The following is a 25251-nucleotide window of genomic DNA, read 5'->3' on the forward strand; positions in this document are numbered from 1 at the left end:
TATGGCCCTTCTTATCCTGCGCCGCCTCGTGCAAACCGCTCTGATCTTGCTTGGTGTGGCGGCAATCACCTTCCTGCTGCTTTATGCCCTGCCAGCTGACCCGGCACGGATGATTGCAGGCCGCAGTGCGACGGCGCAGACGGTTGCCAATATCCGCCGCGAACTTGGTCTCGACCAACCGCTGCTGGTTCAGTTCTGGGCCTATCTCCAGGGTATCCTGCACGGCGATCTTGGCCGCTCCTATGCGCAGAAGACAGATGTTGGCGCTCTAATCGCAGCCCGTATCCCAGCCACACTTGCTTTGATGGCGGCGGGAATTCTGGTCGAAGTCGTTCTTGGCCTCACGTTCGGCATCATTGCGGCGCTCCGCCGAGGTGGAGCCGTCGACAAAGTTGTCATGATGGCGTCGTTTGTTGGCGTTTCCGCTCCCCAATTCGTTGTTGCCCTGCTTCTTCTTTATGTTTTCGCGGTCATGCTTGGCTGGTTCCCGATGAGCGGTTTCGGCACGCCAGCCCATGTGGTTTTGCCGGCGGCGACGCTCGGTATTCTTGGTGCGGGATGGTACGCCCGCATGGTGCGCTCGGCCATGATCGACGTTCTCAATCAGGATTACGTCAGGACCGCCCGCGCCAAGGGTCTATCGTCCGCGCGGATTATCCTGCGGCACGCCCTTCCCAACGCCATGCTCCCCATCATTGCGATGATCGGGATCGATATCGGCCAATTCATGGGTGGCGTCGTCGTCGTCGAGGCGGTTTACGGTTGGCCCGGTATCGGCCAACTCGCCTGGCAGGCGATCCAGCAGGTCGACATCCCGATCATCATGGGTGTGACGTTGGTTTCGGCGCTGGCCATCGTTCTCGGCAATCTCGTGGCGGACATTATTGCACCGCTTATCGATCCACGCATTCGTGCACGCTGATTCCAACAACCAAAAAGGGGAAACAATATGTTCAAAAGCTGGCTTAGAAACACAACAATTGCGACGGTAGTGGCACTAACGCCGCTGCCTTCGTTTGCACAGGACACGCCGCAACAAGGTGGCGATATCATTGTTACCTATAAGGATGACATCGCCACCCTTGATCCAGCGATCGGTTACGACTGGGTCAACTGGTCGATGATCAAGAGCCTTTATTCCCGGCTGATGGATTATGAACCAGGGACGGCCAATCTGATTCCATCGCTCGCCGAGACGTTCGGAGTTTCGGATGATGGCCTCACTTATACGTTCAAACTTCGCAAGGGTGTGAAATTTACAAACGGCCGCGAAGTCGTGGCCTCCGACGTGAAATATTCAATCGAGCGGGCTGTAAATCCAAAGACTCAAGGACCCGGCGCTGGTTTCTTCGGGTCGATCAAGGGGTATGAGGACGTCACAGGTGGCAAGACGACCACATTGGACGGTATTGCGGCGCCCGACGACGCGACTGTCATCTTCCACCTGTCCCGTCCTGACGCGACCTTCCTTCACGTCCTTGCAATCAATTTTGCTTCCGTTGTTCCGCACGAAGCAGTCGAGGCAGCGGGTGGCGACTTTGGCAAGAATCCGGTCGGTTCTGGTACCTTTGTCCTCAAGGATTGGACAATTGGTCAGCACCTCGTCTTTGAACGCAATCCGGATTATTTCGTGAAGGACATGCCGCACATCGACAAGTTCACTGTCGAAGTGGGACAAGAACCACTTGTGGCGCTGCTACGGCTGCAGAAGGGCGAAGTCGATATCGCCGGCGATGGCATACCTCCGGCAAAGTTTCTCGAGATCAAGAACTCTGCCGATGGTCCGAAGATGATCGTCGATGGCCAACAACTTCAGACCGGCTACATTACGCTGAACACGAAGGTGAAGCCCCTCGACAATCTTAAGGTTCGCCAAGCGCTCAACATGGCAATCAATAAGGATCGCATCACGCGTATCCTGAACGGCCGTGCGACGGCGGCGAACCAGCCGCTTCCGCCACTAATGCCGGGCTATGACAAGAGCTTTACCGGCTATGCCTATGATGTTGAAAAGGCCAAAGCGCTGCTGGCGGAGGCAGGGTTCCCAGCCGGTTTCGAAACCGTGCTCTACTCCACCAACACAGATCCACAGCCCCGTATAGCGCAGGCGATTCAGCAAGATTTGGCGGCTGTCGGCGTGAAGGCGGAAGTTCGCGCGCTGGCGCAAGCGAATGTTATTGCTGCAGGCGGGACCGAGGGTGAAGCACCCATGATCTGGTCTGGTGGCATGGCGTGGATCGCGGACTTTCCGGACCCGTCGAATTTCTATGGACCAATCCTCGGCTGCTCCGGCGCTGTAGCCGGTGGCTGGAATTGGTCTTGGTATTGCAATCAGGATATCGACAAGCGGGCGGTCGCTGCGGATTCGATGTCTGACCCGGCTAAGGTGGCCGAACGCTCAGCCACGTGGGGCAAGATATTCACAGACATCATGGCCGATGCTCCATGGATTCCGCTTATCAACGAGCGCCGCGTCGTTGCCAAGTCGCTACGCATGGGTGGTGCCGACAATATCTATATCGATCCAACCCGCGTCATCAATTACGACGCCATCTACGTGAAGCAGTAATCGCCTTCGTGTGATCCCCGGGGCGTAAAACGTCCCGGGGAATGATATTCAATTTTCTGGAGAGCTGCCATGTGCGTTACGTGCACCCATACCATCCATCGCGCGAGACATCATTTCGGCTGGAACCGCGACTTCGAGCCTGCGCTTGTCGCCAAGGCGGGCGAGACGATCCATTTCGAATGTCTGGACTCCTCCGGTGGACAACTCGGCAAGGGTGCGACGCTTGAAACCCTTTCCAATCTCGACTTCGGCAAGATCAATCCTGTTACGGGTCCAGTCTACGTGGAGGGTGCCAAACCCGGTGATGCGCTGAAGGTCACACTCCGCCGCTTCGTGCCTTCAGGCGTCGGCTGGACGGCTAATATTCCAGGATTCGGCCTGCTTGCGGATCAGTTTGCAGAACCGGCTTTGCATATGTGGACCTACGACCCGGTCGCCATGACACCTTCGCTTTATGGTCCGGGCGGACGCGTTCCCTTGAAGCCCTTTGCCGGTACGATCGGTGTTGCTCCTGGGGAACCGGGATTGCACTCGGTGGTGCCACCGCGGCAGGTCGGTGGCAATATGGATATCCGCGATCTGACGGCGGGCGTAACGCTATATCTTCCGGTGGAAGTCGAAGGCGCGCTGTTTTCCATTGGCGACACGCATGCAGCGCAGGGCGATGGCGAAGTTTGCGGAACGGCCATCGAAAGCCAGATGGAGGTCGAAGCCACCATCGAACTCGTTAAGGACGCCCGGCTGAAAAGTCCAAGGTTTACGACGACAGAGCCCGTCACCCGCCATCTCGATGGTGCGGGCTATGAGGTGACGACAGGTGTTGGGCCCGATCTTATGACAGGCGCCCGCGAAAGCCTGATGCGTATGATCGATCTGCTTGGGGCTGAGCATGGTATGAGCCCGATCGATGCCTACCTGCTCTGCTCGGTCTGCGGCGATCTGCGGATCAGCGAGATCGTTGACGCGCCCAACTGGGTGGTTTCGTTCTACTTCCCGAGGATAGTGTTCGCGTGAAACTTGTTACACCGATATCGGTGCCAGTCCTGTCAGTACGAGATCTGTGTGTGGATGCTCGCACGCCGGAAGGCAGGCGGCATGTTCTTCAGGACGTCAGTTTTGATCTCAATCTCGGCGAGACCTTGTGTATCGCCGGGGAGTCGGGATCCGGCAAATCCGTAACGTCGCTGTCAATCATGCAACTATTACCCAACGCATCCCTGCAGATTGCATCAGGCAGCATCAAGCTCGGCGATCGCGAGCTGACCAAGCTATCCAATCGTGCAATGCGGAGCATACGCGGCGGCGATATGGCCATGGTCTTTCAGGAACCGATGACGTCGCTCAATCCTGTGCTTTCAATCGGAACGCAACTCATCGAAGCGATCCGTGAGCATCAGGCAATCGAAGGTGGCAAGGCCGAAGCGATAGCCAGGCAAATGCTCGACGCAGTCCACATCACCGAGCCCGGCCGTCGCCTGACGCAATATCCGCACGAACTCTCCGGTGGCATGCGCCAACGGGTCATGATAGCGATGGCTCTTTCATGCAGACCGAAGGTCCTGATTGCCGACGAGCCGACGACGGCGCTCGATGTCACCGTACAGGCGCAAATCCTCAAACTGATGCGGGAATTGAAGCGGGAATTCGGGGCGTCGATCATCCTGATAACCCATGATATGGGCGTGGTCGCCGAGATGGCTGACCGTGTTGCGATCATGCAGAACGGGCGGATCATTGAACAAGGCAGTGCCTTGACGGTCTTCGAGCGTCCGACGGAGCTCTATACGAGACAGTTGCTTGCCGCCGTCCCTCGCCTTGGTGCCCATGCCGGGACGGACGGACCACCTCGCATCGGTTCTGAAGTTGCGCGCGGGGAGGTGCCAGATCGTTCGCCAGTCCTCCTTGTGCGCAATCTCAACGTTACTTATGGAAATCCGACCCGTTGGCTGTTCAAGGGCATGCCACCTATTTCCGCTGTTACAGATGTATCATTCGAGCTTCGTCCGGGCGACACGCTCGGCCTTGTTGGTGAAAGCGGCTCGGGCAAATCGACGACCGGCAAGGCCGTGCTCGGCCTGATCCCATTCACGGGTGATGTGGTGATCGATGGAAAGAATATTGGCGGGCTGAGCGCACGCCAGATGCAGCCCATCCGACGCTCGGCGCAGATGATCTTTCAGGACCCTTATGCCTCGCTGGATCCGCGTATGGCTGTGGGGGCTGCGATAGCGGAACCGCTGATCATTCACGGTCTCGCCAACAAGGGCGAGCGAGACGATCGTATCGCCGAACTGCTCCGCCGTGTCGGCCTACAGACTGACGCCGCCAGCCGCTATCCACACGAGTTTTCCGGTGGTCAGCGCCAGCGCATCTGCATTGCGCGCGCTCTTGCCTTGGAGCCAAAGCTCATCGTTGCAGACGAGAGCGTGGCCGCGCTCGATGTTTCAGTGCGGGCTCGCGTTCTCGATCTGATGCTCGAATTGCAGGAAACGATGGGGTTGGCCTACCTCTTCATCTCGCATGACATGGCCGTGATTGAGCGTATGTCCCATAACGTCGTCGTCATGAGAGCAGGACGGATAGTCGAGATGGGCACGCGACGCGAGGTTTTCGAATCGCCAAAGGACGAATACACCCGCGCGCTGATGGCTGCCGTTCCCATTCCCGATCCGCGTGCCCGAAAGATAGTCTGAACTTACGTAGAGTGTGTGGACAATTAGGATTGAACGAAGCCGCTTGCGCGGCATTTGGAGAGCAGGATTTTGCGAAGAATTAGGTTGTTTGCCCAAGGTTCAAAACAGGAGTTGACGACGATAGTTTTCACCCGTTGCGCCGGCGCATGATCGATGACATGACGAGTCGCAATCTTTCGCCCGCGACGCAACGATCGTATTTGCATGCGAGACGAAGTTCTCGCGCTATTTCGGGCGATCGCCAAACCGTCTTGGACGTGCAATCAACTTGCTTTTCGTCACCCGACCTGAACGAGGTGTTCGTTTGACACCTCACAATATTTGCGGACCGGCGGCAAATAGTCGATGGACCGAACAGGGTTTTCAGTTTATCGGCCGCAACGTCGCACTTGATCGCGGGGCGCGCGGGATCGGGCACGGGCACCGCAGCCGTCAGCTTTTTCGTATAGTCGTGCTCTGAGACGTCCATATTCGGCTTTCCAATTACAAACGTTCTTTCTGAATGCCGTGCTTGCGGCACAGATCGGCTGTCTTTGTCCCAGCCTCCTGCTCCCGCAAAATTACGATGATACGCTCTCTTCCGTAAATCTTTGCTTCTTCATCGTCCGTCCTTCGTCAGGTCGGACTCTAATAAATTCTGGAGGAAATTCCCAGTGGCAGGTCAGGTTCGTATTTCACACCTGTCCCGCCTGATCATCATTTATATTTCACGAATGTCTTTCGATGAGTTCGCTGAGAAGCCCCCCGGTTACGGTCTCGTGGCGACCGAGATCGCGGACACTGCTCATATGATTAGAATTTACGATCGTTTCCCTGGAAACGTTCAATCCCTGTCGCTGTAACGACGCCGTGAAGGCATCCGCCTGCTGATGAAACGGTGGTGTTTCCTCGCTGCCCACGGCCACGACCAAGTTTGTGTGAACGTCATGAGAATGCGACAAAGGCGAGAAGGCGGCGACTTCCTGGTCGGTAAGGCCGATTTCAGCCTGAAGAAACGATTGCTGCAGTGGTTTCAGATCGTAGATACCACCAAGCAGCAGAGCCGCCGCAATGCCAGAACTCTCGGCCTGCTTTTGGAACAGAAAGCTTGCGAGATGTGCGCCAGCTGAGTGGCCGCTAACAGTCAACCGCGATGCGTCGCCCCCATAGCGCGCGATATGGTCACGCACCCACTGCCTGGCTCGTCGAACCTGATCAACCAGCACTTCTAACCGGACATGCGGCATCAATGCGTAGTCCAAGATGACGGCGATGGCACCCGCGCGGGTGATGGTATCGGCAACGTAGGAATAGTCTCGTTTGGAAAACATCCGCCAGTAGCCGCCGTGGATGAAGATATGCACCGGCCGCGCTTGCCGAGGTCCTTCCGGAAAGAAGATGTCCAGGGTTTCGCTTTCGTCGCTTCCATAGGCGATATCCGCGAGCATTGGCAGTGTATGGCGGGTGGCAGAGCTTGCAGCGACGATCTCGGCGATGATCGTGTCGAAGTCCTGCACATGAGCGCGGATGCGAAACGGGTCGGTTTCCAATGATTGTTCCACCGCTCTAAAAACTCGCTGCAATATATTTGGCTTCCATGAATTCAGCAATTCCGTGGTGCTGTCCACCCTCGCGGCCAAGCCCACTTTGCTTGACGCCGCCGAACGGTGCGGCTGGGTCAGATACCAACCCCCGGTTCAAGGCGATCATGCCGGCTTCAAGGCGGGAGGAGACACGTAACCCCCGGGCAATATCGCGGGTGTAGACGTATGCGGCAAGTCCGTATTCGGTATCGTTAGCCTGAATGATTGCCTCGTCTTCCGTTTCGAATCGATAGAGAGGTGCAACGGGTCCAAAAATTTCCTCGTGTGCCATATCGGCGTCGGCCGGAACGTCCGCGAGCACCGTTGGCGGGTAGAAGAAACCGGTGCGTATGGGCGACTCTCCGCCGCAGAGGACGCGCGCCCCTCTGCCCTTTGCGTCATTGACCAGTCGGTCGATCTTCTCCACCGCCTTTTGCGTAATCATTGGACCGCACTCGGTCAGGGGATCGATCCCTGCGCCAACATTGAGCGCTTCCATCCGCTTTGTGATCGCCTCCGCAAATGCGTTGTAGATACCAGACTGGACATAAAGTCGGTTCGCTGCCGTACAAGCTTCGCCGGCATTCCGCATCTTTGCGACCATCGCGCCATCGATTGCAGCATCCAGGTCTGCGTCGTCGAACACAATGAACGGTGCGTTGCCACCGAGTTCCATCGAGCAAGAGACCACGTGCTTGGCCGCTTCTGCAAGGAGGAGACGTCCGACACCAGTCGACCCTGTAAATGAGAGCTTCCTTACACGCGGATCCGCAAGAACCGCAGCGCTGAATGGGGCTGGCTCGGTAGTCGTCAGGACATTGATGACCCCTGGGGGTACGCCGGCTTCCTCGTAAATGGAAGCAAGCGCGTAGGCCGTCAGCGGCGTCTCGCTGGCAGGCTTGAGGATCACAGTGCAACCAGCCGCCAATGCGGGTGCAATCTTGCGTGTTGCCATCGCTGCGGGAAAATTCCACGGGGTGATCAGGAGGCATATCCCTATTGGTTGATAATCCACAATGATCCGGTTCGCACCGGATGGCGCGATACCGAACTCGCCAGTAATGCGCACGGCCTCCTCGGCATTCCAGCGAAAGAATTCGGCCGCGTAGGAAACTTCACTGCGGGCGTCACGGAGAGCCTTGCCATTCTCCATGGAAATCAGGGTGGCCAGCTCCTCGGCGCGCTCTGTCATCAGTTCAAAACAGCGGCGCAGGATCTCGGATCGTTTTCGAGGTGAAGTCGCGCTCCACGCTGGGGCTGCAACGGACGCCGCGTCGACGCTTGCGCGAGCATCCTCGATGGTGGCGTCGGGAACCGTTGCAAGGACGGTGCCGGTGGAAGGATCGATAACGTCGATCTCACGTCCATTCTGCGCAGGCCGCCAAACTCCATCGATATAAAGGCCGCGAGCGGCAGCCTGAAGGTTTGGCAGTTGGCGATTGGGAAGAGGCATCTGTTGTGCAAGGTTCATTTTAATCCTCGGGTTTAGACTGCGGAAGCGGCCAGGTCGCCGTCGTAGGCTGCTTGAACGAGTCGCTTCATCGTATCGAGATCAAACGATCTCGGGTTGTTTTTGATCAATCTGTCGATGCCAAGCGCCTGCTCTGCGGTCCACTCAAGCTTGTCGGCGGACAGCCCGAGTTCTGCGAGCGTTCCAGTAATGCCGATGGCGGCAAAGAGCCTGCGGATCTCTTCAATTGCGGACTTGGCCATTCGTTCGGTGGCCTCCTCCCATGGCCCGAGGCCAAGGGCAGAACCGATCTGCGCCATTTCGGCCGCTGAGACGGATCGGTTGTAGTTCATCACATAGGGCATCATAGTCGCGACACCGAGCCCATGAGCGGTATGGGTCAGGGCGCCCGCCGGGTATTGAATGGCGTGGGCAGCTGCGGTGCCTGCGGTGCCAAATGCACAGCCTGCTGCCAATGCTCCCATCATCACATCGGCCCTGGCATTTTCGTCGGAGCCGTCCCTGTAAGCCGCTTCCAGACTGCGGCCGAGGAGGGTGATGGCAAGCAAAGCGAAATGATCCGTCAGCGCACTCTTGCCGATGAACACGTGGTTTTGCGCCAAGTTGGGATCAGCTCCGCGTCGTTTAGCAGTGAAGGCCTCGATCGCATGTGTTAAGGCATCGGCTCCGGCGATGGCGGTTAGTCCTGGCGGGCACGACATTGTCAGTTCGGGGTCGCAGATAGCAGCTGCGGCAATGAGATAGGGACTGGATATGCCGACCTTGAGTGTCCTGTCGGGGTCAGATATCACCGCAACCGGTGTGACTTCCGACCCGGTTCCCGCCGTCGTCGGAACGGCGATGACAGGCAACGTCGGGCCTGGCACCTTGAATTCCCCGTAAAACTCCGGAAGACTGCCGCCGTGGCTCAAAAGAAGTGCGGCACATTTTGCCATGTCAAGACAACTTCCGCCGCCAATGCCGATCACCATATCTGGCGCGAAAGGTCGCGCTTCCTGCACGCAAACAGCGACGGAATCGCGCGGAACGTCCGGGAGGACCCGGTCGTGCACCATGGTTTCAATTGACGCATTCCTTAGTGCGGCAAGGATCTCGCTGAATACCGGGGTTCCTGCGAACCGCTCGTCCGTACATATGAGCGCCCGCCTGCCAAGTCGCGCAGCGATGGTGGGCAAAGCGTGGCGCTGTCCCTTGCCGAACAGGATTTCTTTAGGAAGCCGGATGGCTGCAAAGAGGGTCATCGTCAATGTCCTTTGGCAGAGAATTTATCGAAAGATGCCGGTCGCAACGGTTGTCTTGCGCGCGGCCTGAGCTTGAAGTCATTTCACACGGCTTAAACTTGGGGATTGAATCCCCCGCAGCGAAACGGGCCTGAGCGCTGCGGTCTTTGAAGCCAAGCGCGCGATCAGATCAGGCCAGATCGATCCCTCGGGTCGGACCCGGATCTGGTTGCAAGAAACTACTCGTGTCGTGCGACGGCTTGGCTTCTGGCATGTTGCAATTCGTAAATCCGACAGCGCCATGAACGAGCCGCTGCAACCGGAAATATGATGTGCGCCAGCGCATACCGATCCTCTTGTAACTTCGAGAGGCATTAGACCAACAATCTCCACGCGAAAGCTCCCGATATAAAATCCTATAGGATATAGTATTGCATATCGTTCAGCATCGTGTTAGCAACGGGTCATGTCAAGAGGCTAAAAATGCAAAACCGAAAATCAATAAATCTAACCGACACGCCGGATCCGAGTGGGTTTATTCAGCGCGCCAACAGCTTGTCGGGTAGCGTTTACGACGCTATTTTCGCCCAGTTGATGTCCTTGAAGATAGCGCCGGGATCGCGCATTACAGTCGACAATCTTGTTAGAGAGCTGAATGTTTCGCAAACGCCGATTCGAGAAGCACTCGGCCGCCTTGAAGGTGAGGGGCTGGTCGTAAAGACGCACCTGATTGGATACAGCGCGGCACCACAAATCGCCCGGCGGAGGTTTGACGAGCTTTACCAACTCCGCTTGCTGCTGGAGCCGGACAGTGCCGCGCGGGCCGCGGTTGCGATGGACAAGGATAAGCTTGCCGCCCTTCAGACTGCCGCGGGGATCATGGGACGTGGCGAAGGTGCCGACGAGCGGCTTCGCTACTCAACATTCGCAAGGCAAGACGCTTTGTTTCACGACAAAATTATGGAGATTGCGGGAAATGAGCTCATCCGGGAGACGCTCAGTCACCAGCACACGCACTTCCATATCTTCCGCTTGATGTTTCATTCTCGCGTGACAGAGGAGGCGCTGGACGAACACGAAGCCTTGCTCGCCGCATTCGCGGCAGGTGACGCTGCTGGGGCCGAGAGGGCGATGCGAACCCACCTTGAACGTTCGCGGGACCGGCTGCTGCCGGCATTCGACTAAGGACCTGCAGATGTCCAGTGTCTTACGCATGGAAAGAGAGGGGGAGATTGATATGGCGGCCGAGCCCCTTCGCCACTCTATCCTGCGCGCCGAAGGTGTTTCCAAACAGTACGGATCGGTCACGGTGTTGTCCGACGTTACGCTCGATATATTGCCGGGCGAGATCCATGCGATCATTGGCGAGAACGGAGCGGGGAAATCGACGTTCATGCGGCTTTTGTCAGGCTATATCGAGCCGACCGCCGGAACACTAGCGCTCAATGGTGAACATGTTCGGTTTGCCAAACCGGAGCAGGCCCAAGATGCCGGCATTGCCCTTGTCCACCAGGAAATTTTGCTGGCCGAAGCGCTCACTGTCGCGGAAAATCTGTTTCTTGGCCGCGAGTTGATGCGAAATGGCGTCGTCGATGACCGGACAATGCTGCGTCTTGCGACGGAAAAACTTGCCGAACTCGGTTGTCTGGTGTCGCCGAACGCTCTTGTGCGAAACATCGCGCTGGCGGATCGACAACTTGTCCAGATTGCACGCGCGCTTCTGGACGACTACAGGATCGTCATCTTCGACGAGCCGACCGCTGTTCTCGCGGGGGACGAGGTCGAAAGACTGCTTGCGATTATTCTGCAGCTGAAGAAGCAGGGCGCAGCAGTCCTATACATCAGCCATCGTCTCGATGAGGTGCAGCGGCTGGCCGACAAGGTGACGGTTCTGCGCGACGGCAAAAAGATCGGGACCTATCCCGGTCGAACTCTCACCCAGATGGATATGGCGCGCCTCATGGTCGGCCGAGATCTCGCTGCCCTCTATCCGGAAAAGCGCACCAAAGCCGCAGGCGAGGCTATGTTAACGGTGCGCGACCTGTCCGTTCCAGGGTTCGCCAAAAACGTCTCGTTCCAGGTTCACAAATCAGAGATTCTTGGTTTCGCCGGAATGATCGGCGCTGGCCGCACCGAGCTCTTCGAGGGCATCATGGGGCTGCGCCCGGCAACCGGCACCATCGAACTCGAAGGGAAGCCGATCAATATCCGTTCGCCTCGTGCGGTGCTCGATGCCGGTATTGGTTACCTCACGGAGGACCGCAAGGGTAAAGGTCTTTTGCTTCACGAACGGCTGGCCCCCAATCTGACGCTTTCGGCACTGGCCCGCTTTCACCCGGGTATTTTCCTGCGGCGATCGCGTGAGCAGGATGCCTTGAGGGCCGCGGTCGAACAGTATGACATCCGGCTTAAGAGCTTCGGTGTGAAGGCCGGACAGCTTTCCGGCGGCAACCAGCAGAAACTGCTGCTTGCCAAGGTCCTGCTGATCACTCCATCCGTCGTTGTCATCGACGAACCGACGCGGGGTATCGACATCGCCAACAAGGCCCAGATCTACGCCTTCATTCAAGGTCTCGTGGCTGAAGGGAAAGCGTGCATCGTCATATCTTCGGAAATGCAGGAGTTGATCGGTCTCTGCGATCGGATCCTGGTGATGCGGCAAGGACGCCTAAGAGGAGAGGTCTCGGGCGAGGCTATGACGGAACATAATGTAGCGCTTCTGGCGACAAGCGACGCCGCAGCCGACGGCAACGTGGGAGGAACAAAATGACAATTATGGCGAGTTCGACGGCGATCCGGCCTGAACGGGAATGGAATATCGGCTGGACAGATGTAGGCCCTTTTGTCGCTCTCATCGTGCTGATGCTGATCGGGTTTCTGATAAATCCCGATTTTCTTTCGGCAACAAACCTCGCCAATGTCATCACCAGAAGCGCTTTCATTGCCATCATCGCCGTTGGGGCGACATTCGTGATCTCATCTGGGGGATTGGATCTTTCGGTCGGATCAATGGCCGCCTTCATTACCGGGATAACCATCCTGTTCATGAACAGGATGGCGGCGGAATGGGGGATGATGGCAATCCCGGCCGGAATGATGGTGGCGATTGTCGTCGGCTTTCTTTGCGGGCTGATGAACGGCCTCATAGTTACAATCGGCAGGATCGAGCCGTTCATTGCCACGCTCGGGACGATGGGTATCTTCAGGGCGCTGATCACCTACATGTCCGACGGGGGCTCAATCCCAATCGATCGCAGCCTTCGCGACGCCTATCGCCCCGTTTATTTTGGCACGCTTGCAGGGATACCGCTGCCGATCATCATCTCGGTGGCAGTCGCTGCAGTTGCCTCCTTCATTCTCTACAAGATGAAATACGGAAGAAAATGCGCGGCTGTTGGGGCTAACGAGGATGTCGCGCGCTACTCCGGCATTTCGATAATCAAGACACGCACTATCGCATACGCCATTCAGGGCACATGCGTCGCTGTCGCCGCTATATGCTATGTGCCTCGCCTCGGCGCGGCAACGCCGACTACGGGGGTGCTTTGGGAGCTGCAGGTTATCACCGCGGTTGTTATTGGCGGAACGGCTCTCCGTGGAGGCAAGGGCCATGTCTGGGGGACCGTCGCCGGCGCCGTCATCCTTGAGCTTATTGCCAACTTGATGGTGTTGTCCGACTTCGTCTCGGAATATCTGGTGGCGGGTGTCCAAGGGGTCATCATCATCATCGCCATGCTTATCCAACGGTTTTCGAAATAATCCGTGTCTGGACCGCGCGGGTTCTTAATTTGTTGAGTCCAAATTTCTGGGAGGAAAGAATGTATACTACGAAATGGATTGCGGCTGCCGCCGTAGGTGCACTACTGATCGCCGGCCAGGCGCTGGCTGCCGACAAGAAGGTTGTTGCGGTGTCGATACCGGCAGCGGACCACGGCTGGACGGCCGGCATCGTCTATCATGCGCAGGCTGCCGCCAAGGAAATCAACGCGGCCTTTCCGAACGTTGAAGTTATCGTGAAGACTTCACCGTCGGCCTCGGCTCAGGTGAGTGCCTTGGAGGATCTCTCGGCAGGGCGTAAGCTCGACGCGCTGGTGATTTTACCATATACGTCTGAGGAACTGACGACGCCCGTCAAGGCTGTCAAGGATGCGGGCACGTTCATCACCGTCGTCGACCGAGGTTTGAATGACTCGTCGATCCAGGACCTGTACCTTGCCGGTGACAATATCGCCGTGGGACGAAACACCGCAAAGTTTCTGATCGACAGACTTGAAGGTAAGGGCAATCTTGTCGTCCTTCGTGGCATCCCTACCGTCATCGATGACGAACGCATCAAAGGTTTCCAGGATGCGATCCAAGGCACCGATCTGAAGGTGTTGGATATACAGTATGCAAACTGGAACAGCGATGAAGCCTTCAAGTTGATGCAGGACTATCTCGCAAAGTATCCACAGATTGATGCGGTGTGGGCCAATGACGACGACATGCTTCTTGGCGTGCTCGAAGCCGTGAAACAATCTGGGCGCAAGGATATCAAATTGGCACTCGGTGGTAATGGCATGAAGGACATCGTCAAGAAGGTCATCGACGGCGATGCAATGACACCTGTAGAGACACCTTATCCGCCGGCCATGATCAAGACGGCAATCTACATGACTGTCGCCAACATCGTCGGCCAAGCGCCGGTGCGTGGTACAGTAAAACTCGATGCGCCGCTGATCACCCAGGAGAATGCCAAGGAGTATTACTTTCCGGATTCACCGTTCTGAACATTCACTGACGAGGCGGCGCACGCCGCCTCAATTTATCCAAGAGGAGCAAATCATGCCAGGCAAGAAGATACTGATGCTGACCGGTGAGTTCACCGAGGAATATGAAATTTTCGTCTTTCAGCAGGCGATGGAGGCCGTTGGACACACGGTGCATGTAATCTGCCCAGACAAGAAAGCCGGCGACCAGATCAAGACATCACTGCACGATTTTGAAGGGGATCAGACCTACACCGAAAAGCTCGGTCACTTCTTTACAATCAACAAGACTTTCTCGGAGGCCGAGGCGCAGCTTGATCAATATCATGCCGTCTATGCTGCAGGCGGCCGCGGCCCTGAATATATCCGGACCGACAAGCGCGTGCAGGCGATTGTCCGGCACTTTCATGATAAGCAGAAACCCATCTTTACGATTTGCCACGGTGTGCAGATTCTCATTGCGGTGGATGGCGTCGTCCGCGGCAAAAAAGTAGGCGCGCTTGGCGCTTGCGAGCCGGAGGTAACGCTTGCAGGCGGCACTTACGTCGATCTGTCGCCGACAGAAGCCTATGTTGATGGCACGATGGTGTCCGCCAAGGGTTGGACTGCACTGGCAGCCTTTATCAGGGAATGCCTCAAAGTGCTGGGAACGGAAATTCACCACAGCGAAGACGTTGCGAAAGCTGCGTGAAGCAAACTCGTCAAGATTTGACAGCTAGATAGAGTTCATTAACAGACAACGATGGCGATCCGAACGGAAGGCCATTCGTTGTCTCCCCTTTGACACTGTCTTTGAACAGGTTTTCCCATTGATGGCGGTTCGTGGCTGCGCAGAGGATAGCGGCCGAGATCTTCGGCCCGCTAGGATAAGACGAGAATGCGCAGCGAAGAGAGTAGGGTCTGCTCGATGTGCGGAGTTGATCTCAAAGATTGCCGAAGATACGGGTCTTGGACGCGAGAGACGGTGCGCATTGTTTGGAAACTATTCTCGCAACTCGGCTGGGTTTCTGATCCAAACCAGAAGCGACAGGTCTAATCCGTTTTGATGGCCAGTGGGCACAAGAGGGTAGGGTGCCTTGTCTAACCTATTTGCTCGGTCGCAATTTTTAAATCTGGTCGGACCCCATAAACTAAGCCCGAGATACCTAAGCGTAACCTACGGTAATTTACAGTAAATTACCTAGCGGCGTGGACCTTGAGCGCCGCAGAGTTCCAGTCGTGCCCACTGTCTGGAGATAATGATGAAAATCACCCGTCGAACTATGACGTTCGGAAGCCTGAGTTTGCTGGCCGGCGCATCAACAATATCCCTTGCTCGTGCGGATTTCGGCGAAGGAGGATTACGCGTCGGTGAAGGCATGGAAGACTTCTGGTTAGCCACCGACGCGTACATTTATGGCTATCCTCTTGTGACAATGGAGATGACCCGTCGCGTCATGACCAATGTTGCAGAGCCAAAGGGAACGCGAGCCCCCATGGGTCATATCATCAAGCTCCGGCAATATCCTGATGCCTCGTTCAAAGATGTTACAGCGCCCAATGCGGATACGCTCTACACGACAGCCTTCATGAATGTCGGCAAGGAGCCATACATCCTCAGCGTTCCCGATATGAAGGGCCGATACTTTCTGCTTCCAATGCTTGACGGATGGACGAATGTCTTTCAGGTTCCGGGTAAGCGAACGACCGGAACGGGCGCTCAGACCTATGCCATCACAGGCCCGGGCTGGAGCGGAACGCTTCCGGATGGCGTGATCCAGTATAAAGCCCCGACCGATATAGTCTGGTTACTTGGACGCATCTACTGCTCCGGAACGCCCGAGGATTATGCCGCGGTGCATGCACTCCAGGATGAATTCAAGCTCGTCCCGCTGAGCGCCTACGGCAAGGAATACACGCCACCGTCGGGTAAAGTTGATTCATCGATCGATATGAAGACTTCTGTGCGGGATCAGGTCAATCGCCTTGGTGTCGTGGAGTATTTCACGCTACTTGCCGAATTGATGAAAGCGAACCCACCTTCCGACGCGGATGCGCCGGCACTCGAGCGTTTCGCGCGCATCGGCCTGGTTGCGGGTCAGGATTTTGACGCGAGCAGGTTGAAGGCCGACTTCCGCGATCGCATCCCGGTAGTTGCCGTCGATCGGATCATGCTGCAATTCAAGATCAATAGCCATGTCAAGGACATCAATGGCTGGGCCTTTACCACGAAAACGGGACTCTACGGCACCGACTATTTGATGCGCGCCCTGATAACAGCGATCGGACTCGGCGCTAATCGGCCCCAGGACGCGGTTTATCCGACTTCGGAAAAGGATGCGCACCAACGCAGCTACGAAGGCCGGAAGAACTATGTTATCCACTTCGAGAAGGGACAGACGCCACCCGTATCCGGTTTCTGGTCGATCACAATGTATAACGAGAATTTTTTCTTCGTTGAGAACCCGCTCAACCGCTATTCGATCAGCCCGCGCCAGGATTTGCAGTACAACAAAGACGGATCACTCGACTTATACCTGCAGCATACATCCCCCGGTGCCGACAAGGAGGCCAATTGGCTGCCTGCGCCTGAGGGGAAGTTCATTTTGATGTTGCGCATGTACTGGCCGAATGAGAACGATCCGTCAATCATCAACGGTACCTGGACAATCCCACCGATCGAGGAAGCTGGCTAACCACACATTGCTGCAGGTGTTGCCAGCCAAAGCGAGTGACACCTGTCCCAGATCTGAAACTTTACCATCAAGCAGGTCATTCCAAGGAGGCACTCGTGGTACTTAGAACAACTCTACTCGCGGTCACGATGATCGCCGGTATTTCACTGTCAGGTCATGCGTCACAAGCAGAGGACGCGATCGCTTCACCTGCGGCAAAATCAATTGGCGCAGCAAAGCCGAAAATCGAGCCCGCGCTGATCGTTCTTAACTCTCGGGGCGCGAGCATAACTGCCCGCCGGCTCGTTCTTACGGGTGTTTCGCCAAACTCCATCATGTTCGCCGATCGTCCGGTCCGAGCCGCCGGTCATGTGTCTACCTCATCTCTGATCGAGGAATGGGCCGCTGGAAGTGACAGCTTCGCCAAGGACCCACCCAATGCGACCGTGTCGGTTCTTAGCCAGGACGGCAAATCTGTGCTGGATGCCGTTGTCACACTGAAGGCACCGAAACTGGAAGGCGAAACGTTGGCCTTTGAGGTCGATGTTCTGGAAGGAAACATCGACGGTGCTGCTGGCGCTGCTGCTACATTCATAGACATTATCGGTATGCCCTTTACGCCAGTCTCCTTCGCTGGTGCGGCAAGACGAGCCGCTTATCGCGGCGCGTGGTATGCAGGTGCTGCTGCTGCCGCCGCAGCCCCCTACTACTATTCGCACCCTTACTATACACGGCCCGCCTGTGGACCTTACCCCTATCCGCCATGCTACTAGCGGGCAATGCAGCCGTAGCAATGATCTTGTGTTCAAGACGAGTGCGACCCCTGCAATCAGTGGAAGCACGATGTCCCATGCTGACCGATTTAGAACTAAGTCTTTGTGGGCCGCTACTACCCGATCTCGTGAAAAAGTGCTCTCGTCGCCAGCTCTAAGGGCCGCTAGGCCGGGCAAACCTTGCTCGTCTTGTCCATCGGGCGGCGACAAACTTCCTGTCCACCATAGTGAAACCTTAAATAGGGATCTGTTTGGCGATGCACGGCTTCGTCCGGACTAGGGCGTTTGCCGCGGAAGCCGCGATGTATTATTTCGGAAACAGGAAGGTAATGGCCAGGCGTGCGCCAAAGCCGTCAGGGCCGTTGTCAGGGCTCTCGGCCCAATAACGGACGCCGGCGGTCAACTGAATTGGCTGCTTGTTTACCTTCACGAGCTTCGCGACCGTGAAGTTTATAGGAACGGACCATTGTTCGGCCTGCCAATTGTAGGTGCTCTCGGTGTTCAGCGCGAAGGTCCAGGCGTTCTTCGTCGTGTACGAAATGAAGGGCTGGAGGAACATCGAGTTCACGTCCTGACGATCGTCCTCACCCGCGAACGACCAGATTTGGTTTGCAAGAGCGCCATAGGTCCACGGACCGGATTGCTTGAGGGCTACGGCGGTCGGGCCCGCGCCCCACTTCCCGCCACCCAGCAAGTCGTCCGTAGCGGTTGGCAAAAGAAAGACGGGACCGACACCCCAAATGATACCACTCGACGTGGGCCTCTTAGGCGAGAAGAACAGGCTCTGCGTCGTATCCCCAAGCCCGAATTGATCGCCGGACGGTCCTGCGATGTGGTTTTGCCAGACAATCGGCACGATCGTGCGAGAGATGACATTCCAGTCCTCGTTCAAGGTGAACGGAATGACGGGTTGAACATTGATGGTGTATTTGCTGCCATCGTTCGGGCCATAACCGCCGTCATAGTTGCCCTGGAACGGCACGCTGATGAGCGAGGCGATGGGGTTTGAGAGTTTCTTGGCGAGGTCCGCTGCACTCTCTTGGGCCTGTGCGGCAGGGATAACTGCATAGACTGCTACAGAAGCGGATAGAAATCCCAAGCGTAAGATCGACATAAACATCCCCACACCTCATTACGTGACAGCCTTCGCGGCTCGTTCCAACCAATTGCAGGTAGTGGCGATAGAGAAAAGTACGTAACGGTTAAACTGACCATCAGTACTGCCGTAGCCCGGGGCCCGCTCTTGCAATCCTTGGTGTAGTGAAACCTATCGAAGCGCCGCTCCTGCGGGGGGTATCTTACTGTGGCCTACGTCCGTTATTACCCGTTGCGCGGCGTATCCTTACGAACGCGAACAACTACTCCTGACCGCAGTAGCGCGCTGTTGCTGCTTCGATTGTCTGGACCTTCCCGTTGCCGGTTACTGTAGTTGCACGGATCGTCGTTCTTGGATTCCACCAATACGACGTTGAGCCCTGCTGGTGGGTGAACGCGTAGCTCGCATCCGCAGCTGGTTTTGCGCACCGGCGGCGGCAGCATTTCACCAGATCAGCGAGGCCGACTGGTGCTCCCCGGTCGTGGCGCCCGCCGGAACTTCAATCGCACGTTGTTGGCTGAAGCGAATTGGGCTTGCAACTGTTACCCGCTGGCTTTTGCCCTCCAGACTTGCCGCTCAACCCGGCGATGTGATTTGCATAGTTGTCCCGGGAATTCTGATCGACGACGGCGATCGGGGCGGAAAGGATCAATCCAGCGGCGCTGCCTGCCACTGCCGCCGTTCCGGTCGTGGCTTCGAGGATCTTGTCGCCGAGGCCAACCCTGCTGTCGGTCAAGGTCTGGCCCTGCGAGATGCGGGCACCAATGAGCCGTACAATCTGCGGGGATTCGGCGAATTTGCTGTGATGGAGACTGTCGCCGGCCTTGATCTTGGTGAGGTCGATCACCCTAATCTTGTTGGCGGCCAGTTCCTCCTTGTAGGGAGATTGTTCTGGATCGATGGAGCCTATTCTCGGTATATCCCCCCACACCCGCCGAGACAACGCGAGCGCGCGATCATCGCGGGAAACAAAAAGGGTGAACTGCGGTCGTTGCTTGCCCATGTCTGCGATCTGGGAACGGAAGACATCGACATCGACATCCGCGTCGGCAAGCATGACGTTCTTGAATTTCGGCGGCAGTTTGCCGTTGCGGATGGCCATCTGGCGCAGGGACTCCAATGCGAGCCAGTTGCCCATGGAATGCGCCAGTATGGAGACATCCTTTACCTCGGGATCTCTAGCCAGATATTGGAACAGCGCTTCGAGCGCGTTTCTCGTGTAGTTGGTGCTCTCGCGGTCGTATCCATAGGCCAACAGGCTGCCGCGCGAAGGCCAGGTAACCAATAGCGGCGTATTGGGGATGCCCGAATCTTGCATGATTTGCGCGAAACGATAGACGGAATCTTCGAAGCGATTGTTGAAGCCATGAATGAACACAATGACGCTATGATCCGGGTTTTTCTTCACCGTAGCATTCAGCCATAATTTGGCTTCGTCCAACGACAATGCGTTGGCTTTCAGAACCGCAAAGTCCGTCGCCGGATTGGAGGGAAGCTTCTTCGGCCAAGCGACCTCACCGACTTTTCGCACCTTGCCTGGAGGGATCGAAACCGTTATGTCAGCAAAGGACGGTGTCAGCCCGCGCTCGCCACTGAACATTTGACCGGGAACACTGGAACGGCTTCGCGTTGTTGTCACCAGCATCTCAACCTTGGTTGCGCCCGAAGACGTCTCGGCGACAGGTGACAACACGTTCTTCGGTCGGCTGGCACAGCCTGCAGTAACGGCGATCGCCAGCATCACAATCCAAAGCATGCGCTTTGACGAAGCAACCGTGCTACGAGTATGAGAGATCTCCCCGGCTAACAATAATATACCCCCACAGCGCATCTCCTGACAGTGCGTCGTGCCACGCCGGCTACGCTGACGGGCGTGAGCGGACGGCCGATCCGGGCCTCGGCCGTCCCGACAAAGCTGTAGAGGCTGGTCGAGAGCTCCGCCCCTGCCTCCAGTGCGAACAAACCAATGATTGCGGCAAGCACGCTTAACTTACGTTTCCTTGAGATCATCATTTTGTGCCTCCGGGGGCTAAGTGATCGGGAGTTCGTCAATATTAGGCAGCTTCTCTAGATCCACCTTTTCGGCTTTCGACTTGTTTTCGAAACTGAAGTCGTCCGCTACGACATCGATGCCTGTTTTCCAGTCACTGATCTGGATGCTGTACTGGGGGCTCTGGTCCACCTGACTTGCGGTGATCACATACCTGCAGGGATAGGGATTTTCGCCTTGGGCGATCCAGATCTGCCAGTCGACGTCCTTTGCCCGAAATGCGAGGTGATCACATTCCGTGCCGCCGACCACACCACTGCCGAGGTCCTTGACATCGATCACATCGCGCATCAGCTCCTCATAGACGTTTGCGAGGATCAGGTCGGCGGCCGGAAGGGGTCTGTGCAGTGTGTCTCTCAACCGATTGACGAGGTTGTCGATGGTGCCCGGCACGTCCACCTCGGCATAGCGATTGGCATCCTTGCCCAGCACCGTCAGTGTCTTTCCGTCAAACACCATCTCGACATCGGCGAAACCGCCATGCCGGGTGGCGCGAAGTTTGTCCGGCCGCCCCATCTCGATCTTGCCCGAGCTTGCAAGCAGCAATTTCTGATGGTCCTGGGCGACGACTTCCAGATTGCTGTCGTAATTAAAAGAAATTGCTTTCTGATCGGTCAGATAGTCGGACATTGCCTTGAGCAGTGTCTTGGCATCAGCTTCGGCAGCCGTCGCGCCCGTCGGCATTCCGGCAAAGACTGTCAGGGCGAGCGCGGCCGACGATAAGGACGCTGTAATGGTTCGGATCAAATGTTGGGCAATCATCATCCTCGGCCCCTCCACTCAGTTGTGGTGAAATCTGGTGGACTGGCATTCAAACCCGACCACTCATCAAGTCTCCCTATTGCTATGGAAAGTACACGCCACCAAGGAATTACGCCCGTAACATCGCGTATGTTACATGTTTCAACGCACGCAGGAGCAGGGCTGCAGCTAAAGAGAACCAAGGCCACTACCTTGAAGGAAGATCGGAGGCGGGGGGCGGCGAAGTGGCTTGTGCCGTCTCGTCCGGAACCGGCATCCCTGCCTTGCGCAGCCCGGCAATGATGCGGACCTGATCCTCAGGTCGATAGTTGCGGTTTGTAAGTTCCGCGGTAATGTTCGGAAGGAATGCGGGACGCATTTTCATAAACAAGTCTCCCTCGCGGGCGGCATCCTCCTTCATCCCGCGCTCTGCGTAGATGACGGCGGCGACAATATGAAAAAGCGGAAACTTCTGCAGATTCGCTTGTCTGATATCGACGAGCGCCGTTTCGTAGTCCTCCAGCATATAGGCTGCCAGCGCCCTGGTGCCGCGGTAGTAGCCCGCACCGCCGGGGTTGAGAGCCAGCGCCTGATCCAGCACCGCCGCTCCGCGTTGCCATTGTCCACCCATGGCCAAGCGCACACCGTACTCACCCAACAGCTCCGTGTCGTTGGGATTGGTCGCGAGTGCCTGCTCACCTACTTGGAGCGCTTCGGTCAGCTGCCGGTTGAAGAACAACGCCGTCATCAAGGCTTGAAGGGCACGTGTATTGCCCGGGTCGAGTTCCACGGCACGCCGGGCCGCATGCAGTGACCGCTCCAATGGAGTTGAAGATTCCGACGTCGGGTTGTAACCAAACCGGTCCTCGTCGAGATACAAGATCGACAGCATTGCCCACGCCGTGGCATAGGAGGGGAAGCGGGCAACCGCGCTTTCAAGGCACGTGCGAACCGTTCCGTGCTTTTCCACGCTCAATTCGGCACGATAACCATAGAACTGCAACGTGCAGTCATATGCGCCGACGTCAGCAGGTGGGGGACTGGACGCGACCGCTTTTGAAATAATGCCGTATGGCTGGGCCACAGCAGTTGCGACACGATTTGCAACATCGGTTTGAATGGCAAACAATCCGCGTGAGCGAACATCATCGTCGTAGGTCTGCGACCACAGGATGGCGCCGGTTTTTGTATCGAGCAAGCGTGCGGTCACCCGCACGCGGTCACCGGAGACACGAACTGCACCGGCAAGCAGATAATTGGCACCAAGTTCCCTGCGGACAAGCGAAGGGTCCACTTCCGGTGGGAAGGCCTCGGAGGTTTCGCGTCCGAAAACCCTGATCTCCTTGAAGCGGGGAAGAGCGGTCAAGAGTTCCTCGGTGAGGCCGAGCGCATAGAGACGGGTCTCCGATCCTTCACTGAGATTGGCAAAGGGCGCGATCATCAGCGTCGGCCCGTCGGGGCCAGCGGCGGTGGTTGGCGATGAAAAAGGGCTCGCCATCCAGTAGCCCAAGGTCGCAACGAGGATGCCGAGCAAACCGAACAAAACCGACCATCTCCTGCGCTCCGAAGGATATTTGGGTAACCGCTCCGGAACGCGGTGGGCAGCTTCCTCGGCCATTGGTCCATTCCAACTGAAGAACGGAACATATTTGCCTTTTGGAATGTCGATCCGGATGGGGTCGTTCTGGCCGGCAACCAGGTAATATCGCTCGAGCGCCCTCCGCAACCGCCCCGCCTCGATCCGCACGACGGGATCGTCCTGGTTGAATTGCTCGTCGCGCTTGAAAACCTCTATGGCTATGGAATAGCCTTTGATGCGCTCGGAACGGCCGGAGAGAGTTTCTTCCACTACATAGCGCAGGAACGAATGCGCATGACCCGTGTCTGGAAATTCCGGGCTGGCAATGAGGCGATCAAGTTGGGAGCGGATATCTTCCGGAGCGGGTGGCCGCCGCACGGTCTGCTCGGGCTGAGCGATGTCAGCCATCATGGAGCCTTGCATTTTGTTTTCATCCCCCAATGAAAAGAAACGGTCGGCATTTTGACCGTATGTTACTGTAACCTACTCCCCAAACCGTGTTCCGTCCATGATCATGCGCGAGCAACTCAACCTTGGCACGTCATGGCGCCACATCAGTCGCGACGGAAGGGGGCCGAAATGGACAAGGGCGTGGCTGCTGCTCAACGCAGCTTTCCCGAACGAGCTCGGTCAATCGAACGGCTGGCCGCTTCTGATGATGATTTCCGGGATTTGTGCACCGACTTGGCGGATGCGCAGGCGGCATTGCTGCACTGGGAAATATCGATTGAACCGCTACGGGAGCAGCGCTGCGCGGAATACGCGGAAATGGTCCACAGCCTGTCAGTCGAGATCGAAACGGCGCTCAATCAAGCCGATGTCATTCCGTTTGATATCCGAAGACAAAAACCTCATACATAACAGTCCCTCGACGTTGCACGATTTCATCAGAAGAAGAGCATGGAACTTTGCACTCGTTCTTAAAATTGCGAAGCTTGCGCACTTCTTTGTGGCAGCCGCGTTGTTGGCACGATCCTACCGGCCCAGGAACGATGCAAGACGATGCTAGAAATGCATGACCACACCCAGTATGGGACCCTGCTGGACGACATCGAAAACAAACCCGTCGCTGCTGTAGTCAACACCCAGCGCCCGGTATCCCAAAACCGCCGATACCGTCTTGTTGAACTCGTAGCCGATACCGCCGGCAATGTCCCAGTCGACATTCGCACCGCCGCCCCCAATGAGCCCCCAGCCGGTCAAATATACTCTGTCGGTGAGCGCGTATTTGCCTCGCAGACCGGTAAGGCCGTCAACCCAGGTCGCGCTGTCGCTGCGTTCACGGCCATCGAGAATGCCACCACTGAATGAGATATCAGTGTTGACGTACCAGACCCTTGCGCCAGCGACGACATCGAGCGTGCCCCTCTCACTTTGCAGGATCGAATACCCCGCGCCCACCAAGCCAGCAAATGTTTGCGAAGACACGTCGACGTCCTCCGCCAGAATGCCCCTGGGAGTAGCCGAGCCGCTCGATATCTTGGTGTACATGATATCGCCAAAAATGCTGTAGCGATCATGACGTGCCTCGCCTATCGCCATGGCGGCAAAATCAAGATCGTCCAGGATGTTGCCGAAATCGGCGTCGATGTGCACCGACGGCAGGCCGAACTGAGCCGTGTCACCCGATAGTCCCGCTGCCCAGAAGTATGGGCTGAAGGCGAAGGTCCAACCATCCTTCTCGGTCGTGTTGACTTCGGGCGCCATCACCGAAACGACATCGGCCGCCCGCGCCGGGAGGACAACCAAGAGTGCGGCAGCCAGCATTGATACGAACGGTACGGAAGTCTTCATGAAATGGTTCCCTGTTTTTGGTGCTGCGGTTGTTTGGGCTTCGACTCATCCCGATGGCGTCTTATCACTGTTTTTGCCGTTCAACCGGAGATGGCACATCCAGCCTGATGAGCCGGGAAAAGTCCGGCGTGAGGCCTGCGGCCTTGGCCCGCTCGGCGATATGGGCGCGTCGCCGCAGATCCGCGAGCGGCAGACTGGTGTCGAGTGCGCCGCGCTCATAGGCGTATTCTGGAAGATAGCCATTGACGATCAGTCGCCAGTCGAATGGAACCACATCCCCGACTGCCCGCATCATCTTGAC

At 56.9% G+C, this 25251-nt stretch carries 20 protein-coding genes and 4 pseudogenes; 13 read left to right on the forward strand and 11 right to left on the reverse strand.

Features of this window, described 5'->3' with window-relative positions:
- Window position 1 precedes the first annotated feature (1 nt).
- The 5 genes and pseudogenes from J2X72_RS16585 to J2X72_RS16605 form a co-directional block, all read left to right on the forward strand.
- Window positions 2-922: an ABC transporter permease gene (locus tag J2X72_RS16585; protein ID WP_210005560.1), complete on the forward strand. Its 921-nt coding sequence runs from the start codon at window positions 2-4 to the stop codon at window positions 920-922.
- Between the two features lie 27 nt (window positions 923-949).
- Window positions 950-2569, forward strand: coding sequence for an ABC transporter substrate-binding protein (locus J2X72_RS16590; RefSeq protein ID WP_310073566.1), 1620 nt, complete (start codon window positions 950-952; stop codon window positions 2567-2569).
- A gap of 69 nt (window positions 2570-2638) precedes the next feature.
- On the forward strand, window positions 2639-3583 hold the full coding sequence (locus J2X72_RS16595; RefSeq protein WP_310073569.1) for an acetamidase/formamidase family protein: 945 nt from the start codon (window positions 2639-2641) through the stop codon (window positions 3581-3583).
- Window positions 3580-5262 carry an ABC transporter ATP-binding protein gene (locus J2X72_RS16600; RefSeq protein ID WP_310073571.1) on the forward strand — a complete coding sequence of 561 codons (1683 nt, stop codon included), beginning with the start codon at window positions 3580-3582 and terminating at the stop codon, window positions 5260-5262. Before J2X72_RS16595 ends, J2X72_RS16600 begins: the two co-directional genes overlap by 4 nt.
- Before the next feature lie 146 nt (window positions 5263-5408).
- Window positions 5409-5518 (forward strand): annotated as a pseudogene (locus J2X72_RS16605) (integrase); the annotation flags it as partial.
- 208 nt (window positions 5519-5726) lie between these two features.
- On the opposite strand, the pseudogene J2X72_RS16610 reads toward J2X72_RS16605, so the two are convergent.
- From J2X72_RS16610 to J2X72_RS16625, 4 genes and pseudogenes are all read right to left on the reverse strand, one after another.
- A pseudogene (locus J2X72_RS16610) lies at window positions 5727-5864 on the reverse strand (transposase); the annotation flags it as partial.
- A 105-nt stretch (window positions 5865-5969) separates the two neighbouring features.
- On the reverse strand, window positions 5970-6791 hold the full coding sequence (locus J2X72_RS16615) for an alpha/beta hydrolase (RefSeq protein WP_310073574.1): 822 nt from the start codon (window positions 6789-6791) through the stop codon (window positions 5970-5972).
- 16 nt (window positions 6792-6807) lie between these two features.
- The gene (locus J2X72_RS16620; RefSeq protein ID WP_310073576.1) at window positions 6808-8295 is read right to left on the reverse strand and encodes an NAD-dependent succinate-semialdehyde dehydrogenase; all 1488 of its coding nucleotides are present in this window, start codon (window positions 8293-8295) and stop codon (window positions 6808-6810) included.
- Window positions 8296-8309: 14 nt separating this feature from the next.
- Window positions 8310-9536 (reverse strand): iron-containing alcohol dehydrogenase, encoded by a 1227-nt coding sequence (locus J2X72_RS16625; protein ID WP_310073578.1) that lies wholly within the window; start codon window positions 9534-9536, stop codon window positions 8310-8312.
- Between the two features lie 462 nt (window positions 9537-9998).
- Here J2X72_RS16625 and J2X72_RS16630 point away from each other — a divergent pair, with 462 nt between their 5' ends.
- The 7 genes from J2X72_RS16630 to J2X72_RS16660 all read left to right on the forward strand — a co-directional run bounded on the left by J2X72_RS16630 (window position 9999) and on the right by J2X72_RS16660 (window position 17690).
- A complete protein-coding gene (locus tag J2X72_RS16630) occupies window positions 9999-10700 on the forward strand; it encodes a GntR family transcriptional regulator (RefSeq protein ID WP_210005570.1) in 702 nt (233 codons plus the stop codon).
- Between the two features lie 52 nt (window positions 10701-10752).
- A complete protein-coding gene (locus tag J2X72_RS16635; protein WP_310073582.1) occupies window positions 10753-12285 on the forward strand; it encodes a sugar ABC transporter ATP-binding protein in 1533 nt (510 codons plus the stop codon).
- Complete coding sequence (locus J2X72_RS16640) at window positions 12282-13274, forward strand: ABC transporter permease (protein WP_310073585.1); 993 nt, start codon at window positions 12282-12284, stop codon at window positions 13272-13274. Before J2X72_RS16635 ends, J2X72_RS16640 begins: the two co-directional genes overlap by 4 nt.
- A gap of 59 nt (window positions 13275-13333) precedes the next feature.
- A complete protein-coding gene (locus J2X72_RS16645) occupies window positions 13334-14284 on the forward strand; it encodes a substrate-binding domain-containing protein (protein WP_210005573.1) in 951 nt (316 codons plus the stop codon).
- A 55-nt stretch (window positions 14285-14339) separates the two neighbouring features.
- Window positions 14340-14954, forward strand: coding sequence for a DJ-1/PfpI family protein (locus tag J2X72_RS16650; protein WP_210005574.1), 615 nt, complete (start codon window positions 14340-14342; stop codon window positions 14952-14954).
- A gap of 550 nt (window positions 14955-15504) precedes the next feature.
- Complete coding sequence (locus J2X72_RS16655) at window positions 15505-16938, forward strand: DUF1254 domain-containing protein (RefSeq protein WP_310073589.1); 1434 nt, start codon at window positions 15505-15507, stop codon at window positions 16936-16938.
- Window positions 16939-17033: 95 nt separating this feature from the next.
- Window positions 17034-17690: a hypothetical protein gene (locus J2X72_RS16660; RefSeq protein WP_310073592.1), complete on the forward strand. Its 657-nt coding sequence runs from the start codon at window positions 17034-17036 to the stop codon at window positions 17688-17690.
- A gap of 307 nt (window positions 17691-17997) precedes the next feature.
- On the opposite strand, the gene J2X72_RS16665 is transcribed toward J2X72_RS16660, so the two are convergent.
- The 5 genes and pseudogenes from J2X72_RS16665 to J2X72_RS16685 all read right to left on the reverse strand — a co-directional run bounded on the left by J2X72_RS16665 (window position 17998) and on the right by J2X72_RS16685 (window position 23579).
- Window positions 17998-18804: a transporter gene (locus J2X72_RS16665; protein ID WP_310073594.1), complete on the reverse strand. Its 807-nt coding sequence runs from the start codon at window positions 18802-18804 to the stop codon at window positions 17998-18000.
- A 481-nt stretch (window positions 18805-19285) separates the two neighbouring features.
- Window positions 19286-20542, reverse strand: coding sequence for an alpha/beta hydrolase (locus J2X72_RS16670; RefSeq protein ID WP_310073596.1), 1257 nt, complete (start codon window positions 20540-20542; stop codon window positions 19286-19288).
- A gap of 47 nt (window positions 20543-20589) precedes the next feature.
- On the reverse strand, window positions 20590-20799 hold the full coding sequence (locus J2X72_RS16675; RefSeq protein ID WP_310073598.1) for a hypothetical protein: 210 nt from the start codon (window positions 20797-20799) through the stop codon (window positions 20590-20592).
- A pseudogene (locus J2X72_RS16680) lies at window positions 20796-21598 on the reverse strand (DUF2092 domain-containing protein). Before J2X72_RS16680 ends, J2X72_RS16675 begins: the two are co-directional and overlap by 4 nt.
- 187 nt (window positions 21599-21785) lie before the next feature.
- A complete protein-coding gene (locus J2X72_RS16685) occupies window positions 21786-23579 on the reverse strand; it encodes an adenylate cyclase (protein ID WP_405044729.1) in 1794 nt (597 codons plus the stop codon).
- Window positions 23580-23735: 156 nt separating this feature from the next.
- Here J2X72_RS16685 and J2X72_RS16690 point away from each other — a divergent pair, with 156 nt between their 5' ends.
- A complete protein-coding gene (locus J2X72_RS16690) occupies window positions 23736-24017 on the forward strand; it encodes a hypothetical protein (RefSeq protein WP_310073602.1) in 282 nt (93 codons plus the stop codon).
- A gap of 144 nt (window positions 24018-24161) precedes the next feature.
- Here J2X72_RS16690 and J2X72_RS16695 read toward each other — a convergent pair whose 3' ends face one another.
- Both J2X72_RS16695 and J2X72_RS16700 read right to left on the reverse strand, forming a co-directional pair.
- Window positions 24162-24950 (reverse strand): hypothetical protein, encoded by a 789-nt coding sequence (locus tag J2X72_RS16695; protein ID WP_310073604.1) that lies wholly within the window; start codon window positions 24948-24950, stop codon window positions 24162-24164.
- Window positions 24951-25014: 64 nt separating this feature from the next.
- Window positions 25015-25251, reverse strand: a pseudogene (locus J2X72_RS16700) (hypothetical protein); the annotation flags it as partial.

It is taken from the genome of Phyllobacterium sp. 1468 (genome assembly GCF_031455525.1).
Classification (GTDB): domain Bacteria; phylum Pseudomonadota; class Alphaproteobacteria; order Rhizobiales; family Rhizobiaceae; genus Phyllobacterium.